Origin of the sequence: Lacrimispora sphenoides JCM 1415 (assembly GCF_900105615.1) — a bacterium.
Lineage (GTDB): Bacteria > Bacillota > Clostridia > Lachnospirales > Lachnospiraceae > Lacrimispora > Lacrimispora sphenoides.
The window spans coordinates 2,708,973-2,725,556 of record NZ_LT630003.1 but is presented as its reverse complement, the minus strand read 5'-3'; the positions used below and the strand labels follow the sequence as shown (position 1 = coordinate 2,725,556).

18 protein-coding genes are annotated in these 16,584 nt (G+C 44.3%); 13 read left to right on the top strand and 5 right to left on the bottom strand.

What is annotated here, in order from left to right:
* Positions 1-102 precede the first annotated feature (102 nt).
* Positions 103-1,437, top strand: coding sequence for an FAD-dependent oxidoreductase (locus BMX69_RS12340; RefSeq protein WP_100042493.1), 1,335 nt, complete (start codon positions 103-105; stop codon positions 1,435-1,437).
* A 47-nt stretch (positions 1,438-1,484) separates the two neighbouring features.
* Here the strand turns inward: BMX69_RS12340 and BMX69_RS24470 are convergent, their stop codons facing one another.
* Positions 1,485-2,306, bottom strand: a complete 822-nt coding sequence (locus tag BMX69_RS24470) for a hypothetical protein (RefSeq protein ID WP_166433155.1) — start codon at positions 2,304-2,306, stop codon at positions 1,485-1,487.
* On the opposite strand from BMX69_RS24470, the gene BMX69_RS12335 reads away from it, so the two are divergent.
* From BMX69_RS12335 to BMX69_RS12285, 11 genes are all read left to right on the top strand, one after another.
* Complete coding sequence (locus tag BMX69_RS12335) at positions 2,305-2,607, top strand: spore coat associated protein CotJA (RefSeq protein WP_242941249.1); 303 nt, start codon at positions 2,305-2,307, stop codon at positions 2,605-2,607. The genes BMX69_RS24470 and BMX69_RS12335 overlap by 2 nt on opposite strands.
* Positions 2,607-2,873 carry a spore coat protein CotJB gene (locus tag BMX69_RS12330; protein ID WP_054791650.1) on the top strand — a complete coding sequence of 89 codons (267 nt, stop codon included), beginning with the start codon at positions 2,607-2,609 and terminating at the stop codon, positions 2,871-2,873. Before BMX69_RS12335 ends, BMX69_RS12330 begins: the two co-directional genes overlap by 1 nt.
* Complete coding sequence (locus tag BMX69_RS12325; protein WP_054791649.1) at positions 2,873-3,481, top strand: manganese catalase family protein; 609 nt, start codon at positions 2,873-2,875, stop codon at positions 3,479-3,481. Before BMX69_RS12330 ends, BMX69_RS12325 begins: the two co-directional genes overlap by 1 nt.
* A 155-nt stretch (positions 3,482-3,636) precedes the next feature.
* Positions 3,637-5,571: a cell division protein FtsA gene (locus BMX69_RS12320; protein ID WP_100042492.1), complete on the top strand. Its 1,935-nt coding sequence runs from the start codon at positions 3,637-3,639 to the stop codon at positions 5,569-5,571.
* 22 nt (positions 5,572-5,593) lie between these two features.
* Positions 5,594-7,666, top strand: a complete 2,073-nt coding sequence (locus tag BMX69_RS12315) for a ribonucleoside triphosphate reductase (RefSeq protein ID WP_100042491.1) — start codon at positions 5,594-5,596, stop codon at positions 7,664-7,666.
* Positions 7,667-7,998: 332 nt separating this feature from the next.
* Positions 7,999-8,802: a gluconate 5-dehydrogenase gene (locus BMX69_RS12310; RefSeq protein WP_029701973.1), complete on the top strand. Its 804-nt coding sequence runs from the start codon at positions 7,999-8,001 to the stop codon at positions 8,800-8,802.
* A gap of 140 nt (positions 8,803-8,942) precedes the next feature.
* A complete protein-coding gene (locus BMX69_RS12305; RefSeq protein WP_025234212.1) occupies positions 8,943-9,644 on the top strand; it encodes a GntR family transcriptional regulator in 702 nt (233 codons plus the stop codon).
* A 2-nt stretch (positions 9,645-9,646) separates the two neighbouring features.
* Positions 9,647-10,441 (top strand): DUF7402 domain-containing protein, encoded by a 795-nt coding sequence (locus BMX69_RS12300; RefSeq protein ID WP_100042490.1) that lies wholly within the window; start codon positions 9,647-9,649, stop codon positions 10,439-10,441.
* A gap of 216 nt (positions 10,442-10,657) precedes the next feature.
* A complete protein-coding gene (locus tag BMX69_RS12295; protein ID WP_100042489.1) occupies positions 10,658-11,590 on the top strand; it encodes a type I phosphomannose isomerase catalytic subunit in 933 nt (310 codons plus the stop codon).
* Positions 11,591-11,606: 16 nt separating this feature from the next.
* Positions 11,607-12,491: an ROK family protein gene (locus BMX69_RS12290; RefSeq protein ID WP_054791647.1), complete on the top strand. Its 885-nt coding sequence runs from the start codon at positions 11,607-11,609 to the stop codon at positions 12,489-12,491.
* A gap of 99 nt (positions 12,492-12,590) precedes the next feature.
* The gene (locus BMX69_RS12285) at positions 12,591-12,989 is read left to right on the top strand and encodes a hypothetical protein (RefSeq protein WP_054791646.1); all 399 of its coding nucleotides are present in this window, start codon (positions 12,591-12,593) and stop codon (positions 12,987-12,989) included.
* A 129-nt stretch (positions 12,990-13,118) separates the two neighbouring features.
* Here BMX69_RS12285 and BMX69_RS24465 read toward each other — a convergent pair whose 3' ends face one another.
* Complete coding sequence (locus tag BMX69_RS24465) at positions 13,119-13,265, bottom strand: hypothetical protein (protein WP_038279905.1); 147 nt, start codon at positions 13,263-13,265, stop codon at positions 13,119-13,121.
* Positions 13,266-13,376: 111 nt separating this feature from the next.
* On the opposite strand from BMX69_RS24465, the gene BMX69_RS24460 reads away from it, so the two are divergent.
* The gene (locus BMX69_RS24460; protein ID WP_166433193.1) at positions 13,377-13,529 is read left to right on the top strand and encodes a hypothetical protein; all 153 of its coding nucleotides are present in this window, start codon (positions 13,377-13,379) and stop codon (positions 13,527-13,529) included.
* Between the two features lie 794 nt (positions 13,530-14,323).
* Here the strand turns inward: BMX69_RS24460 and BMX69_RS12275 are convergent.
* From BMX69_RS12275 to ku, 3 genes are all read right to left on the bottom strand, one after another.
* A complete protein-coding gene (locus BMX69_RS12275; protein WP_100042488.1) occupies positions 14,324-14,596 on the bottom strand; it encodes a GNAT family N-acetyltransferase in 273 nt (90 codons plus the stop codon).
* 220 nt (positions 14,597-14,816) lie between these two features.
* Positions 14,817-15,740, bottom strand: coding sequence for an ATP-dependent DNA ligase (locus tag BMX69_RS12270; RefSeq protein WP_100042487.1), 924 nt, complete (start codon positions 15,738-15,740; stop codon positions 14,817-14,819).
* Positions 15,740-16,516, bottom strand: coding sequence for a non-homologous end joining protein Ku (gene ku / locus BMX69_RS12265; RefSeq protein WP_100042486.1), 777 nt, complete (start codon positions 16,514-16,516; stop codon positions 15,740-15,742). Before ku ends, BMX69_RS12270 begins: the two co-directional genes overlap by 1 nt.
* Between the last annotated feature and the right edge of the window lie 68 nt (positions 16,517-16,584).

Below are 16,584 nucleotides of genomic sequence, written 5' to 3'. Positions count from 1 at the left end.
TGGAAGAGAGAAAACAGGCATTAAACAGGAAATAGAGAGAATAATAAGGATAAGAAAAACTTTTTTTAAAAATGTTAGCTATAAAGGCAAGAGGTGGAAAGAATGAAATCAATCTGGACAGAATCAACCAGAATCCCTGGCAGGAATCCATTGACAGGAAACAAACGGACAGAGGTGGTAGTAATAGGAGCTGGAATGGCAGGAATCCTTACTGCCTTTTATTTGCAAAGGCACGGTCTTCATGTGGTGGTGCTGGAGGCAGACCGCATAGGAAGCGGGCAGACGGGATATACAACGGCGAAAATCACTTCCCAGCATAATCTGATTTATGAAAAGCTGGCACGAACGATTGGGGTAGAAACGGCAAGGCTGTATGGAAAGGCAAACCAGCTGGCGGTGGAAGAGTACGGAAAACTCATTAGACGTTATTCCATACAGTGCCATTATGAGCAAACGGATGCATATCTATATTCGGTTCAGGAGTCAGAGGTGCTTTCAAGAGAGGCGGAGTGGGCTGCAAGACTTGGGCTTCCGGCTTCTTTTGTCAGGGAGACCGGACTTCCGTTTCCTGTGCATGGAGCGGTTCGTTTTACCGGACAGGCCCAGTTTCATCCTCTGGAATTTCTAAGAGATATATCTGCAGGGCTTACGATTTTTGAGCGGACAAAGGTTCTCAAGGTTCAGGGGCATGAAGTCGTGACGGATAAAGGGGTGGTAAAGGCAGAAAAAGTAGTATTTGCCTCTCATTATCCTTTTGTTAATATCCCTGGATTTTATTTTGCCAAAATGTATCAGGAGAAAAGCTACGTTCTGGAGCTTGAGCCTGTTACATCTTTAAAAGGCATGTATATTGGAATTGACGAAAGGGCATATTCCTTTCGGAATGCCGGTGATAAGCTTTTATTGGGATATGGAAGCCACAGGACCGGAAAGGCGCCAAAGGAAAGTCCCTTTACCACGATGAAACGGGCAGGGGAACATCTGTTTCCGGAAGCAAAGGAAATCAGAAGATGGACGGCCCAGGATTGTATGACTTTAGACGGAATTCCCTATATCGGGCCGTTTTCTGCCCTAAGGCCGGATTGGTATGTTGCTACAGGCTTTGGAAAATGGGGCATGAGTTCCTCCATGGTGGCAGCAAAGATACTGAGCACTCAGATAACAGGAAGGAAAACACCCTATGATGAAGTATTTTCTCCCAGAAGGCATCATCTGAAGGCGGCCGCGGGCACACTGGTTTCCCATGGCATGCAATCAGTGAAGGGACTTTCAGCCGGAACCATGCCGGGAGCCGTAAACTGTCCCCATATGGGATGCCGTCTGGTATGGAACCGGTATGACAAGCGCTGGGAATGTCCATGCCATGGATCTTCCTTTGAAATTAATGGAAAAATTTCAGCAGGCCCTGCACAACAGAGTATTCCTTTCATAGATTGATATTAGAAACTTTCAATAGCGAAAGGAGTCATACATCCTATGGATTTTTATACGAAGCAATGGTGTCCTGAATATATGACCGGCACCGGCTCGGCCGGCTGGGAATATGCCATGGGGCTTGATATGTCTGTAAGTCCTGGTACGGTGATTCGCCCTGACATGCCGCTTGGTTCGGGTCCGGCAAAGTCCGCAGAAAATGGGACTGATCCCATACTTATGAAACAGCAGGATATGGCCTCAGGTTCCGGCCCTTGGATGCCGCCAAAAAGACCAAGATGTTCGGAAACAAGAGGTGAATCTGAGGCAGCACCTATGCCGATGAATTGCCAGCCAATGCTGTTATGCCCAATGCCGGAAAAAAGCAGGGAGATGCCAGCCCGTACGATGCCTGAGAAATGCATGCCTGAGAAATGCAGAGTAATGCCAGCCTGCCCGATGCCTGAGAAATGCATGCCGGAAAAATGCAGAGAGATGCCAGCTTGCCCGATGCCAGAAAAATGTATGCCGGAAAAATGCAGAGTGATGCCAACCTGCCCGATGCCAGAAAAATGCATGCCGGAAAAATGCAGAGTGATGCCAGCCCATGAGAAATGCATGCCGGAGAAATGCAGGGAGATGCCAGCCCGTGAGAAATGCATGCCAGAAAAATGCATGCCAGAAAAATGCAGGGAGATGCCAGCTTGCCCGATGCCGGAGAAATGCATGCCGGAGAAATGCAGAGTGATGCCAGCCCATGAGAAATGCATGCCAGAGAAATGCAGGGAGATGCCGGCCCGTGAGAAATGCATGCCAGAGAAATGCTGGGAGATGCCGGCCCGTACAATGCCAGCCCGTACAATGCCAGAGAATTGTATGCCGGTATGTGTCATGCCGATTCAATGCCCAGAAAAAGAGAAGGAAGCAATGGCGCCTATGAAATGTCCGAATATGGCAACAAGTCCCGCATTTGTGAAGTGCCCTGAAATGCCGACATGCACAGCACCTGCCATGCGTCCCAGCAAGCCCGCACCGGCTCCTTGCCCAGCCGAAAATATTGACCAGTTTCCAGTTGGAATGGCATATGTACCATGGCAGTGCTGGCAGGAATTGTATCCGTTAGATACTGCCATGAGCATGGGAACCATCTTCCCGGATCTGTTTAAACCATTTATTATGGGGGGGTGCCAGTGATGATGGGTTATAATGTTGATTGCGACATGCTGTTAAAGCAGGTATATGAAGCTAGCTTTGCAATGGATGATGTGGTTTTGTTTCTTGACACCCATCCAGATGATCAGGAAGCATTAAATTATTACTTTTATGTAGCAGATATGCGGCAGCAGGCAATGCAGGCTTATGAGGAGCAGTGCGGCCCTCTGATGGTTGATGGAGTCATGGATGAGAATTACTGGACCTGGATCAATGATCCATGGCCATGGGAAGGAGAGTGCGGCTAATGTGGAGGTATGAAAAGAGATTACAGTATCCGGTAAATATTACGACTCCCAACCCCAAGATTGCTTCCTTTATTATCAGCCAGTATGGCGGCCCAGATGGAGAAATGGGAGCTTCCATGCGTTATCTTTCCCAACGCTATGCCATGCCTTATAAAGAATGTAAAGGAGTTCTTACGGATATCGGAACGGAGGAGTTAGCACATCTTGAGATCGTAGCAACCATTGTTCACCAGCTGACAAGAAATTTAACACCGGAACAGGTTGTAGAATCAGGGTTTGGTCCTTACTACATTGACCATACAACAGGCATCTGGCCTCAGTCTGCCGGTGGAGTCCCGTTTACTGCCACCCAATTCCAGTCTAAGGGAGATCCGATTACCGATCTTGTGGAGGATATGGCAGCAGAGCAGAAAGCAAGGAGTACTTACGATAACATTCTTCGTGTTATTACTGATCCAGAAATCTGTGATCCGATTCGATTCTTGAGACAACGGGAAATCGTTCATTTCCAGAGGTTTGGGGAAGCTTTAAGAATCACCCAGGATAATCTGGACAGCAGAAATTTCTATGCATTCAATCCAAGCTTTGATATTAGAGATCAGTGCTGATAAAAACAGGCCGCAGCGTAAGTCCTTAAGCTGCGGTCTGTTTTATTGTATCAATTTACATGCTTTTACTCCAAAATTTTCCTTTATTCGATTGACGGAGGCTGTTTATACTAGTAGAATAAAAGACAAATATACAAGAGAATGGGGCATTATTTATGGATAACAGACATAGTATTTTGACAGACACACTTCCGGATCAGGCTGTTTTCGCTCTGGATATTGGAACCCGGAGCATCATCGGTATGGTGGGCATGCCTGACGGGGACAGAATTCATATCGTTGCCATAGAGAGAGCCGAGCACACAAAACGGGCGATGATTGACGGCCAGATCGAGGATATCGACCAGGTGGCAAAGATCGCTGGCCAGGTCAAGGACAGGCTGGAGAAAAAGCTTGGGTGCAGGCTTGACAAGGTCTCTGTAGCTGCCGCCGGAAGAGCGCTGAGGACTGAAAGCGTGACCTATGAGATGGAGCTTTCCAGACCTCAGAAGATCGATATAGAATCTGTCAGCCGCCTGGAGGCAGGTGCAATCAGCGAAGCAGAAAAATTATTTATGAATAGAGAAGACAAGGATTCGGACCGGCAGTTTTACCTGGTTGGATATACGGTAAGCCGCTATTACCTGGATAACTACATGATATCCAATCTGATCGATCATCATGGACGAGTTCTGAAAGCCGATATTATAGCAACCTTTCTTCCTACAGAGGTGGTGGAAAGCCTTTATGCGGCCATGAATAAAATCGGCCTGGAGGTAGCGAGCCTTACTTTGGAGCCCATTGCCGCCATCAACGCTGCTATCCCTCAGAATATCCGCCTGCTGAACCTGGCAATGGTGGATATAGGAGCAGGAACCTCGGACATTGCAGTCTGCAGGGATGGCTGTGTGACCGGCTATACCATGGCCATACTTGCCGGTGACGAGATCACAGAAACCATTATGAAGGAGTATCTGGTTGATTTTGATACCGCGGAAAAGATAAAGTCAGAGATTGACGAAGGGGCTGAACTTCATTTTACGGATATCCTGGGATTTGAACAAGTAATCACGCGGGATTCCATCTTTGAGTGCATCAAAGAAGCGTCTTCCAGGCTTTGCGAGGAAATATCAGCAAAAATCCTGGAGGTAAACGGCGGGATGCCGTCGGCCGTATTCCTGGCAGGGGGAGGAAGCAGGCTCTCCGGTTTAAAAGAGGGGATTGTAGAGCATTTAAAGATTGACCCCAAACGGGTTGCCATTGCAGGAAACAATTTTAAAATCAATGCCTATTCCGATGAGTATGACCTTGAGAATCCGGAATTTGCAACTCCTCTCGGTATCGTTATTTCTGCAGGCTTCAGCATTGTCAATGACAGCTTCCGCGTCATATTAAATGACAGGCCGGCCAAGCTCTTTCGAAACGGCAGCTTTACTGTTATGGATGTGCTGATGATGAACGGATATAATTATCAGGATATGATCGGGCGTTCCGGTCAGAATCTGGTGGTGAGTGTCAATGGAAAAAGAACGGTCTTTTATGGAGAGAAAGCGGAACCGTCTGTCTTAACACTCAATGGAGAAAAAACTCAGCTTTCTGATCCGGTACATACGGAGGACTGGATCGTATTCATCCCTGCCACCCGCGGAAAAAACGCTTCCGCTATGCTCTCCGACGTGGCAGAGCTTGGAAAAGGAAACAACGTTCTGGTAAACGGCGAAGAGGCGAAGGCAGATGTGCCCCTGGAATCCGGTGACAGCATTGTAATAGAAACAACGGCAGCTGAAATAAAGGAAGAGCCGGAGGAAGCCGATTCCGGCCTACATAAGTCGTCCTCCGGTACAGATCAAGACCGTCAGACAGGTAATAAACAGGGAGAAAAGAGCCGTGAGAGTAAGGGGAAAATCACGTTCTTTCTGAATAACAACCCCCTGACTCTTCCCTTAAAGCCGGATCATCGGCCCTATTATCTGATGGACATGCTGGAATATTCCGGACTGGATTTTAAAAACGTAACCGGACAGGTGGTATTAGAGGTAAATGGGGAAAGCGGATATTTTCAGCAGGAATTACATAGCAGGGACCAAATCATGATCTATCAGGTCAAATAGGATTTAAAGGAGAAGGACTAACATGTTAATGGTTATGAAAAGGGATGGCGCGGAAGCGGACTTTGATTTATCAAAGGTCAAGGAAGCCATGAAAAAGGCATTTACTGCAACCGAAAAGTATTATACGGATAGCATTGTGGAATTGCTGGCCTTAAGGGTTGCCTCTGATTTTAAGGATAAGATGAAGGAGGGGCTGATTGCTGTGGAGGATATCCAGGACAGCGTGGAAAAGGTGCTGGAAGAGACTGGATATACAGATGTGGCAAAGGCCTATATCCTGTATCGGAAGCAGAGAGAAAAGATCAGGAGCCTGGGAGCAACCACTCTTGATTATAAGGATGTGGTGGATAACTACGTAAAGGTAGAGGATTGGCATGTAAAGGAGAATTCCACGGTCACCTATTCCGTGGGAGGCCTGATCCTTAACAATTCCGGAGCGGTGACGGCAAACTACTGGCTTTCTGAAATTTACGATAAAGAGATCGCTGAAGCATACCACAGAGGTGATATCCATATCCATGACCTTTCCATGTTAACAGGATACAGCTGCGGCTGGTCTTTAAAAAAGCTTCTGCTGGACGGACTTGGTGGGATTACCGGAAAGATTACAGCCTCTCCGGCAAAACATCTGGCTACTCTTTGCAATCAGATGGTTAATTTTCTCGGAATTATGCAAAATGAATGGGCTGCTTCCCAGTCCTTTTCATCCTTTGATACATACCTGGCGCCCTTTGTCAGGGCTGATGGTCTTTCCTATGACAAGGTTAAAAAATGCATGGAGGCTTTTGTGTTTGGAGTCAATACGCCAAGCCGCTGGGGAACTCAGGCACCGTTTTCCCATATTTCTCTGGATTTAACGGTTCCTGAGGATATGAGAGAGGAAAAGGCCATTGTCGGGGGGCGGCGGATGGACTTTACCTATGGGGACTGCCAGACCGAGATGGATATGATAAACCGGGCGTTTTTAGAAACCATGCTGGCCGGAGATGCAGGCGGTATGGGATTTCAGTATCCGATTCCGGTTTATGGACTGTCTGAGGATTTTGACTGGTCGGACACTGAGAATAACCGACTTTTGTTTACTTTAGCATCTCATTATGGAACACCTTACTTTTCCAACTATATCAGGGGCGGCCAGGTACCGGGGGATGTGAGGATCTCCTATCATGGCGTGACTCCGGATCTTACGAAGCTGCGCAATAAGGCAGGGGGGTTCTTCGGTTATGGAGAGAATACCGGGTCCATTGGTGTGGTCACCATAAATCTTTCCCGAATCGGATATTTAGCCACCGATGAATCGGATTTTTACAAACGTCTGGATCAGGTGGCGGATATTGCGGCCAGATCCTTGAAGATTAAACGGGATGTCATCGGCAGACTTTTAAAGAATGGGCTTTATCCTTACACGGCCTGTTATCTGGAAAACTTAGAAAACCATTTTTCTTCCATAGGCGTGATTGGAATGAACGAGGCAGGGCTTAACGCTTCCTGGCTTAAATCCGGAATGCATTCTCAAAGGACAAGAGATTTCGCGGCAGATGTGCTGATGCATTTAAAAAAGAAGCTGATCGGTTATCAGCTGGAGTATGGAGATTTGTACTGCCTGGAAGCGACTCCGGCGGAATCGGCAGCGTACCGTCTGGCAATGATCGACAGGAAGGAATTTCCGGAGATTAAGACAGGCGGAAGTGCAGGAGATGTTCCTTATTATACCAACAGCACCAAGCTTCCCTCTGATTTTGGAGGAACACTTAAAGAAGTTCTTGAAAACCAGAATACTGTCCAGCCTCTTTATACGGCCGGCAACGTATTTTCCGTCTACATGGAACAGGAAGCAGAAGACTGGAAGAAGATTCGGGACTCTTTGAGGAAGATGGCGGAGAATTACGATATTCCATATATGACCTTTACACCGGTGTATTCCATCTGCCAGACCTGCGGATATCTTTCCGGAAGAGAGGAAACCTGTCCGAAATGCGGGAAACAGACAGACGTATACAGCCGGATCGCCGGATATTACCGTCCCGTACATGACTGGAATGAAGGAAAACTCCAGGAGTTTAAAAATCGGAAAATGATGAAGTTGGAAGACTGAAAGTTGGAAGATTGAAATCAGAAGCCGAACCTACATAGTGAGAAGGATTTCATGATCAAAATCCCGGTTTTCTTTAGGAAAACCGGGATTTTCTTCGTTGTTAAAGGGGATGACAGGCCGGTGCCTGGACAAGAAAGTGGTGCTTGGAAAATTATAGATAAATAAAAGTGTCATTGTTTGTTAAATATGTACATTGAAAAAAGAGTAGGGATATGCTAGCATATATACAAGGTGTTAGATTTGTATACAAATTTTATAGTTTGGATACATATCGAAACACAGATAAGATGAAATAACTGACCCCAAATAATAAGTAAAGGAGAGATTGAATCATGAATTTAGCAAACCAGTTTTCCCTTGATGGAAAAGTTGCATTAGTTACAGGTGCTTCCTATGGCATTGGATTTGCCATTGCAAAAGGTCTTGCAGCAGCAGGCGCAACTATTGTTTTTAATGATATCAAGCAGGAATTAGTTGATAAGGGAATTGCCGCATATAAGGAAGAGGGAATTAAGGCTCATGGTTATGTATGTGACGTTACCGATGAAAATGGCGTAAATGCTATGGTAGCTCAGATCGAGAAGGAGGTCGGCGTGATCGACATCCTGGTAAACAATGCAGGCATTATCAAGCGTATCCCTATGTGCGATATGACCGCCGAACAGTTCAGACAGGTAATTGACGTTGATTTGAACGCTCCATTTATCGTTGCTAAGGCTGTTATTCCGTCCATGATTAAAAAAGGCCACGGAAAGATCATCAACATCTGCTCTATGATGTCCGAACTTGGCCGTGAGACCGTATCCGCATATGCAGCTGCAAAGGGCGGACTTAAGATGCTGACAAAGAACATTGCATCTGAGTACGGTGAATTCAACATTCAGTGTAACGGCATTGGACCTGGTTACATCGCAACTCCTCAGACAGCACCGCTGCGCGAGACTCAGGCGGATGGTTCCAGACATCCATTTGACCAGTTCATTATTTCTAAGACTCCGGCAGGACGCTGGGGAGAAGCAGAGGATCTTTCAGGTCCTGCAGTATTCCTTTCCTCTGACGCTTCCAACTTTGTCAACGGACATATCCTGTACGTAGACGGCGGTATCTTAGCTTACATTGGCAAACAGCCACAGTAATAGTCAGGTTTCAGTAATCAGATCCGGCCTTTTTTCCCGGCCGGCTCTGGTGTTAAAAATATGACCATGATGTCTGCTTTCAGGGCGGAGGTCATGGCATATTTTTTAACAGGCCTAATATAGAGGACGGAGAGGGTTCAATGGAAGGAAAGACCAAAACCTATAAAAACCGCGGTGAGTTGGTGTTTGAAACGTTAAAGCAGGAGATTCTGGACCTGGAATTAAAGCCCGGACAGATCATCAGCGAAAATGAAATCTGTGAACGGTTTGGCGTATCCCGGACGCCTGTCAGGGAAGCGGTAAGAAGGCTTCAGGAACAGGGCTTTGTCAATTCGGTGCCGTATTCCGGCACACAGGTAACGCTTTTGAATCTGGATACGATTAAGCAGATGATATACATGCGTGTTGCGGTGGAAACCATGGTCATGCGGGATTTTGTGAATATGGCGACGCCTCTCTGGATGGAAGAAGTCCGGTATCTGATCCGCAAGCAGCAGGCTCTGATTCAGGAAAAGGGATTTGAACCGGAGCAATTTTACCGTATGGATGCGCAGATGCATGCCATTTGGTATCAGGCTACCGGCAAACAAAAACTTTGGGATATGATACAGGCCCAACAGTTACATTATACAAGATTCCGTATGCTTGACTTTGTGACTGAGACGGATTTTACCAGAATCATCAGGGAGCACACAGAGCTTTTTGAACTGCTGGAGAAAAAAGACATCGATGGCCTGGAGCGGTCCCTCAGAGAACATCTGTATTACAGTATGAAGAGAATGAAGTATCAGATTGAAGTAGAATATAAAGACTATTTTGAGCAGGAAGAGCAGGAGGACTGATCATGGCGAATGTATCAATAGCTATAAGAAACCAGAATGGTGAAGTAAAGGCATCCGTATTGGGAGAGGATCAGGCAATCCTCGTGTTTGAAGGAGAATACGCAGAAGGAGATGCCATCGTATTCACAACAGATAAAACAGGTGCACATTATGTGGTACGCATTGATGACTGCATGGATGAATCCTTTGTTTATCTGACAAAGGAGGAAGTAGTTTATACCATACCCTTTGGTGAGAAAAAGATTTCCTATAACCCGGAAGCCTTTACAGGGGAGCGTCATTATCTGACCATTCGGGAAGCCTTTGACTATGAGGCAGACATTTACAGGAACCTGGCAAAGAATGTCATGGACCAGCACGGAGATACAGGCTGTTTCCCTCATGCTTTTGCCAATGTGGAAACCAGAGGAGAAGCGGTGTTTGCGGCACGCAATGCCATTGATGGTGTTCTCGCCAACGAATCCCACGGTGCATGGCCTTATGAATCCTGGGGAATCAACCGTCAGGATGATGCGGAAATGACCCTGGACTTTGGGCGCCCTGTAGATTTTGATAAGATTGTATTGTATACACGCGCAGATTTCCCGCACGATAACTGGTGGGTAAAAGCAAAGCTTACGTTTTCCGATGGAACGGAAGAGGTAGTGGAAATGGAAAAGAGCGTAAAGCCTCATCTGTTTTCTTTGGAAAGAAAGAATATCACATGGGTGAAGTTAAGCGATCTGATAAAAGCAGATGATCCTTCCCCATTTCCAGCACTTACTCAGATTGAGATATACGGAAAAGATTCTAAATAAGAATGTAAATATGGAAGGAAAAGTGTCAGAATGAATCCGGAGGACGGTCATTCCGGCACTTTTTTTCATAAACCGAACATTCCCTTATAGCTTTGCAGATTCTTTGTTTCTAATTCTGGCATTCTTGAGAAAAAATAGAAATACCTCTTTTCCTTTTCCATTTATTCAGGTAAAATATAGGCAGTGTTCATTAATCACTCATAAGGAGGAAAACAGATGGAACTTTTGTTTCTGGAGCCTGTGTTTATGGAGGCCATCTGGGGAGGTACCAGACTTCGGGATGTATTTGGCTACGAGATACCAAGCGATACTACCGGAGAATGCTGGGCGATCAGCGCCCATGAGAACGGGGAATGTAAAATTGCAGGGGGTATCTATGACGGCAGGCGGCTTAGCGGCCTGTGGAAGGAGAAACCGGAGATATTCGGGAATTATCCCGGAGACAAGTTTCCCCTTTTGGTTAAGATTATTGATGCGAAAAAAGATTTAAGTATCCAGGTTCATCCCGATGATTTATATGCGAAAATCCATGAAAACGGCTCCCTTGGAAAAACGGAGTGCTGGTATATTCTGGATTGTGAGCCGGGAACTGAGATTGCGATCGGCCATCATGCCAGGGACCGGGAAGAGATGGAAGCCATGATACGGGAGCACCGGTGGAATGAATTTATCCGGACTGTTCCAATCAAAAAAGGAGACTTTTTCCAGATCGAGCCTGGCTGTCTGCATGCCATCAAGGGTGGGACTCTGGTATTGGAGACTCAGCAGAGCAGTGATATCACGTACCGAGTATATGACTATGACCGTTTATCCGATGGGAAACCAAGGCAGCTTCATGTGGAGCAGAGCATTGCTAATATAAGAGCGCCTTTTGAGGAAGAACAGGCTGTTCCGAAAACAGAGAAAGTACCAGGCGCAGTGCATACGCATTTAGTGACCTGCAAGTTTTACTCCGTAGATAAATATGATATTGACGGAGTCTTTACAAAAGAGTTCGGAAATTATTTTACCAATGTAAGCGTGATAAGCGGAAAAGGATCGGTAAACGGGATTCCTTTGGAGGCAGGACAACATTTCATCGTACCGGCCAAAAGCGGAGAGTGCAGATTTGAGGGAAAGATGTCTATCATCTGTTCCAATCCAGAGTAAAAGGAGGCAAATGAATATGAGACTTGGAGCATTAGAGGCAGGCGGAACAAAGATGGTTTGTGCCATAGGTAACGAAAACGGTGAGATTATTGAGCGCGTTTCCATACCTACTGAGACACCGGAGATCACCGTGCCGAAGCTTATTGAGTATTTTAAAGATAAGGAAATAGAAGCCCTGGGAATCGGCTGTTTCGGCCCAATTGACTTAAACAGGAATTCGGAGACCTATGGCTATATCACTACCACTCCAAAGCTTGCCTGGGCCAACTATAACATTGTAGGAGTCTTAAAAGAAGCCCTAAATGTCCCGGTTGGATTTGACACAGATGTGAATGGCTCTGCTTTGGGGGAAGCTACCTGGGGGATTACAAAGGGCCTGGAAAACAGTATGTATATCACCATCGGAACCGGTGTCGGGGCAGGAATCATCACCAATGGAATGCTGCTTCACGGCATGCTGCATCCGGAAGGAGGGCATTTGCTGCTGGCAAAGCATCCGGATGACGACTATGAGGGAAAATGTCCTTATCACAAGACATGTATGGAAGGCCTGGCCTCAGGACCTGCCATAGAAGCCCGGTGGGGAAAGAAGGGCGCAGAGCTGGCTGACCGGAAAGAAGTGTGGGAATTAGAAGCATATTACATCGCTCAGGCTCTGGTGGATTATATTATGATTCTTTCTCCTCAGCGCATTATTCTGGGCGGAGGAGTCATGCATCAGGAACATATAATGCCTTTGGTAAGAGAAGAAGTGAAGCGCCAGTTAGCCGGATATATCAAGACAAAAGAGCTTGAGGACATTGAGCATTACATCGTTCTTCCCAGCTTAAATGATAATCAGGGAATCATGGGAGCCCTAAAGCTGGCTATCAATGAATATCAGCTGGAAAATAGAGGATAATTGCCAATTTTCTCCTAGTGAAATTCCATTTCCTGTATGTTAAGATACATTTTGTAACAGAAATGTAATAATTACGTAACAAATAAGGAGGATATTACCATGAGAAAATTACCAGTATTCGTTTTAGCAGCAGCAACCGTACTTACTGTAGCAGGTGTTCCAATGACCGCTCAGGCAGCAACCTGCTCGGTGTCAACAAGCAATTGCATTAACCTTTCAAACTGTTTTGGACAGTCTGGGGATCTTAACAGCATCTTAAGCAAACTTGGCTGCAACAGCGGCAACGGTAATAGCTGCAGCAACGGTACGGACTGTACTACTGGTTCCAACTGCGCCAATGGTTCCAACTGCTCCAACGGTTCCACTTGCACAAAGGGAGCTACCTGTTCTGGCGGTAACTGTTCCAACAGCAAGAACAGCAGCTCTTGTTCTAAGACTAAGGGTGCAACCACAAACAATAGCCGTCAGTGCAAGTCATCTTACGGATATTGGAGATAATTATTTTTACGTTTTTTAATGGGTCGGATCCTATGTGTCCGGCCCCTTTTCTATGAATCTTTGGATTTTGCATTAAAAAAACAGCCATAAGGCCAATTCCGGCTTGTGACTGTTTTTCTTGGAAAATAATCAACTTCCTTCGTTTACAATTTCCTCCAAAATATGGATCAAATCGTAAATGGTGTTAATTTGTACGTTTCGCTCCAGGATTTCATTTTTTAAGTCGATGGAAAGAGTCTCGAATTTGGCCTGGACTGCAGGAGCTATATATGACATATTCATCACCTCATTTTTATGATGCGCAGCAGTGGATTGTATTATGCGTAAGAACACTGTTTTTACATAAATCTTATATCGGCAGACCATACTATTGGTGAGGTGATGGAAATGGAGAAGAATAACCAGGAAAAGCTTTCCCAGAAAAATAAAAGTGAAATGAATCACGGCATGTCAGAAAAGGGCAAGCCGGAAAATCAGAATCAGACGCATAATTCCCGCCGGGAAGGCATGGGACCAAATACAAAAAGAAGGTCGGATTAATCTTAAAAGGGGTGGAAACCAGATGCCATGGTTTCCTCCCCTTTGAGGTTTCATATTTATGATCGGGCAGTTTTACAGGACTCTCATCAGAAGCATTAGAAAAGAAGACATAACCAAAATGAGTTATCTGTCATTGGTAGGGCGGCGGCTGAGAGTTGTTATTGCCTCTTTCTGCTGCTGCTTTGATAAGTCGTTCTGTAATATTAATATATGTACTTATACCGATTATGTGAACAAGCTGAAAGTACGCGTAAAAAGGGAAGGGCGGAAGCAGAGCAAAGGAGAACTTCCGCCCCATGTTGTTACATATATACTAACGGAAACAAATTTGTTTTATGACGCAAATTAAAGAATTTTGTATATTACTATAAAGTTGTGACCAGCCGGAGCCGGAATTTGGTGATCGTTTGCAGATGTTATAAGCCATAAAATGAGACAACGGAGAAAATTATTGAATTTTGCTATATGTAATTTAATGTTTCTGAAAGTAGCTTTTGCGAAATAATAAGCTTAAAGATATCCCCATGATTAACCCTATTCCCAAATTGTTTATAACAGCAGCGAAGATCAGACCCAGACTGAGTCCCAGCGTCAGACAGTCTTGATAGGATTTGTCCCTATTATTTGAATTAAGCATCGTATGTACCTCTTTAGCATTTTTAAATATCTTACATCAGTTTTTGGATGAAGTACACTGGTATTTTTTGAGAATGCAAAGACAGTACACCTGGCAAAAGCTGGTTATATCTAAAAGGAAAGCAGGGATTTAAAGAGGTGAAAAAGCCGCAGAAGGGCTATTTAACCAAATCATTATACTCAGGATGTTTTTCGAACCATTTAATCGCATAGGAGCATGTCAGGATGGCTTTTTTATTTTCGGACCGTAATTGTTTTGCTACGGCCTCCATAAGTTGTCCTGCCACACCCTGACCTCTGAGAGAATCATCTACATAGGTATGATTGATATTTACGGTATTCTGGTCAACTGCTGGAAAAGTAACCTCGGCAAGTAAGTTGTTATCGGAATGATAGAGAGCGATCTGGTTTGAATCGTAAGTGAATTCCATATGCGTTACCTCCTGTTTTTGTGATAAAGCCATTATATCATTTACAATATGTGACATCAAGGATAACAAAGAATTATGAACTTTGAAAAGCTGTATATGATTGTTATAGCAACTATATAGGTGAAGCCTAAAGAGAGCCCTAAAGATATTACGGAATTCAGGGGGGAGGCTGTGATAGAGTAAAATAAATAGGTGGGCTTCGGATTTCCGGGCCCACCTTTTATACCTTACATTCCATGGCTGGCTTATCATCTCGTATACCTTTGAAAACAGGCTGCCTAAAGCCTTCTTTTTCAGTAGGCATTGATTCCACGATACAAACGAGTTCCGGGGCCAGCCAAACACAATCATCGTTTCCTGGTGGTACATAACCGAAAGGGGAGTAATCGATCACTTTATATTTATGCTCTTTTAATATTCTTAAGCTTACACCGAGTGTAACATGACCCTTATATACAAGTAAATCATCATCGTATTGGCCAAGAACCAGGCTGGTCATATTATTTTCTTTCGGAATGTATCCGCAGATCACACAATCGTCTGTGGACATTATTTTGCATTTTACCCAGTCTTTGGTTCGCTTGCCTTGCCAATAAAGACTGTCTTTTCTTTTTGCAACGGTTCCTTCGAGACCTTTTTCTTTAACAAGTTCAAATAATTTTATTCCATCATTTTCTATAAATCTTGAAACGGAGATTAGATCATTTTCAATTACAACATCAGTAAGATATTTTTTTCTCTCCATTAAGGGGAGCATAGTAATATCCTTATCTTTATAGTATAAGATGTCATAAGCGATGACACTGGCCGGATATTTATCGGCGGCTAATTTTATTTTAAATGAATTACTCATCAACGCTCGTTTTTGCACCTCATAGAAATCAGGGATGCCATTTTTGAGTACAAGCAGCTCGTGGTCAATAATGCATTTCGTTTTAACCTGTCTATAAAGACTTTCCAGCTCTGGGAATATGGGAATCATGAGTTTGTTTCTCTTGTTTCTCATATCTGTATTTGTGTCCAAAAAAGACAAAGTCCTGATCCCGTCCCATTTTATCTCGTAGATAAAATTTGGGGAATCAAATGGTTCTACCATTTCCGAAATCAGCATCGGGCTTACATTCCTGCTTTCAAAAATATCCATTATGCCAGCCCTTTGTTACTCTTTGTCATTTCAACTGTCTTCTTCATCGCTTCCATCAAATCGATGATGTTGTTTGGACTCTCTTTGTCAACATTTACTATCTCTTTTCCGGCAATTTTAGATTCAATTGCTTGCCGAAGTTTTTCCTGATATTCATCATGATATAAACCTGGGTCAAAAGCAGATGTCATAGAGTCAATCATTGTCTTTGCCATTTCAACTTCTGGATCGCTGACCTCTACTTTTGCTGATGCTACGGGCACCGCCTGTATTTCGGCCTGATAATAAAGAGTTTTTGCAATGATTCCTTCGTTTGTTGGATATAATACGATAAGACTTTCTGTTGTACCCAGGACGGTTTTTGCAATTCCCACTTTTTCCTGGGCTAACATTGCCTGTCTTAATAGTTCGAATGCTTTTTCCGCTCCAGGTTCTGGGACAACATAATAATTTTTTTCATAAAATATTTGATCTACATCAGACAACATTGCAAAATGTTCTATGTGTATTGTCTTGTCTTTCTTTGTTTTTATTTTTTCCAGTTCATCTTCCGTGAAAGTCACATACTTACCCTTTTCGTATTCATAACCCTTTATAATTTCATCGCTTGTTACTTCTTTATTGCATGAAGGGCATATTTTCTTTTGTCTTACTCGTTCGTGGGTATCTTTACAGAGTTGATTGAAACTTACTGATATATCTTTTGTTGTTTTGTATAATCCCACCGGTATATAAAGTAAACCTACGCTTATTGCACTTTTATGAGCTATGGCCATGAGATCGCCTCCTTTTTGCTATTGTTTGAAAAAACGAGGATATTATGCAATGGTTATTTAAAATTAAC

What these genes read in the sequence shown, in the direction of transcription:
- BMX69_RS12340 (WP_100042493.1), top strand. Translation starts at nt 103, where the DNA reads ATGAAATCAATCTGGACAGAATCAACCAGAATCCCTGGCAGGAATCCA.
- BMX69_RS12335 (WP_242941249.1), top strand. Translation starts at nt 2,305, where the DNA reads ATGCCGATTCAATGCCCAGAAAAAGAGAAGGAAGCAATGGCGCCTATG.
- BMX69_RS24470 (WP_166433155.1), bottom strand. Translation starts at nt 2,306, where the DNA reads ATGACACATACCGGCATACAATTCTCTGGCATTGTACGGGCTGGCATT.
- BMX69_RS12330 (WP_054791650.1), top strand. Translation starts at nt 2,607, where the DNA reads ATGATGGGTTATAATGTTGATTGCGACATGCTGTTAAAGCAGGTATAT.
- BMX69_RS12325 (WP_054791649.1), top strand. Translation starts at nt 2,873, where the DNA reads ATGTGGAGGTATGAAAAGAGATTACAGTATCCGGTAAATATTACGACT.
- BMX69_RS12320 (WP_100042492.1), top strand. Translation starts at nt 3,637, where the DNA reads ATGGATAACAGACATAGTATTTTGACAGACACACTTCCGGATCAGGCT.
- BMX69_RS12315 (WP_100042491.1), top strand. Translation starts at nt 5,594, where the DNA reads ATGTTAATGGTTATGAAAAGGGATGGCGCGGAAGCGGACTTTGATTTA.
- BMX69_RS12310 (WP_029701973.1), top strand. Translation starts at nt 7,999, where the DNA reads ATGAATTTAGCAAACCAGTTTTCCCTTGATGGAAAAGTTGCATTAGTT.
- BMX69_RS12305 (WP_025234212.1), top strand. Translation starts at nt 8,943, where the DNA reads ATGGAAGGAAAGACCAAAACCTATAAAAACCGCGGTGAGTTGGTGTTT.
- BMX69_RS12300 (WP_100042490.1), top strand. Translation starts at nt 9,647, where the DNA reads ATGGCGAATGTATCAATAGCTATAAGAAACCAGAATGGTGAAGTAAAG.
- BMX69_RS12295 (WP_100042489.1), top strand. Translation starts at nt 10,658, where the DNA reads ATGGAACTTTTGTTTCTGGAGCCTGTGTTTATGGAGGCCATCTGGGGA.
- BMX69_RS12290 (WP_054791647.1), top strand. Translation starts at nt 11,607, where the DNA reads ATGAGACTTGGAGCATTAGAGGCAGGCGGAACAAAGATGGTTTGTGCC.
- BMX69_RS12285 (WP_054791646.1), top strand. Translation starts at nt 12,591, where the DNA reads ATGAGAAAATTACCAGTATTCGTTTTAGCAGCAGCAACCGTACTTACT.
- BMX69_RS24465 (WP_038279905.1), bottom strand. Translation starts at nt 13,265, where the DNA reads ATGTCATATATAGCTCCTGCAGTCCAGGCCAAATTCGAGACTCTTTCC.
- BMX69_RS24460 (WP_166433193.1), top strand. Translation starts at nt 13,377, where the DNA reads ATGGAGAAGAATAACCAGGAAAAGCTTTCCCAGAAAAATAAAAGTGAA.
- BMX69_RS12275 (WP_100042488.1), bottom strand. Translation starts at nt 14,596, where the DNA reads ATGGAATTCACTTACGATTCAAACCAGATCGCTCTCTATCATTCCGAT.
- BMX69_RS12270 (WP_100042487.1), bottom strand. Translation starts at nt 15,740, where the DNA reads ATGGATATTTTTGAAAGCAGGAATGTAAGCCCGATGCTGATTTCGGAA.
- ku (WP_100042486.1), bottom strand. Translation starts at nt 16,516, where the DNA reads ATGGCCATAGCTCATAAAAGTGCAATAAGCGTAGGTTTACTTTATATA.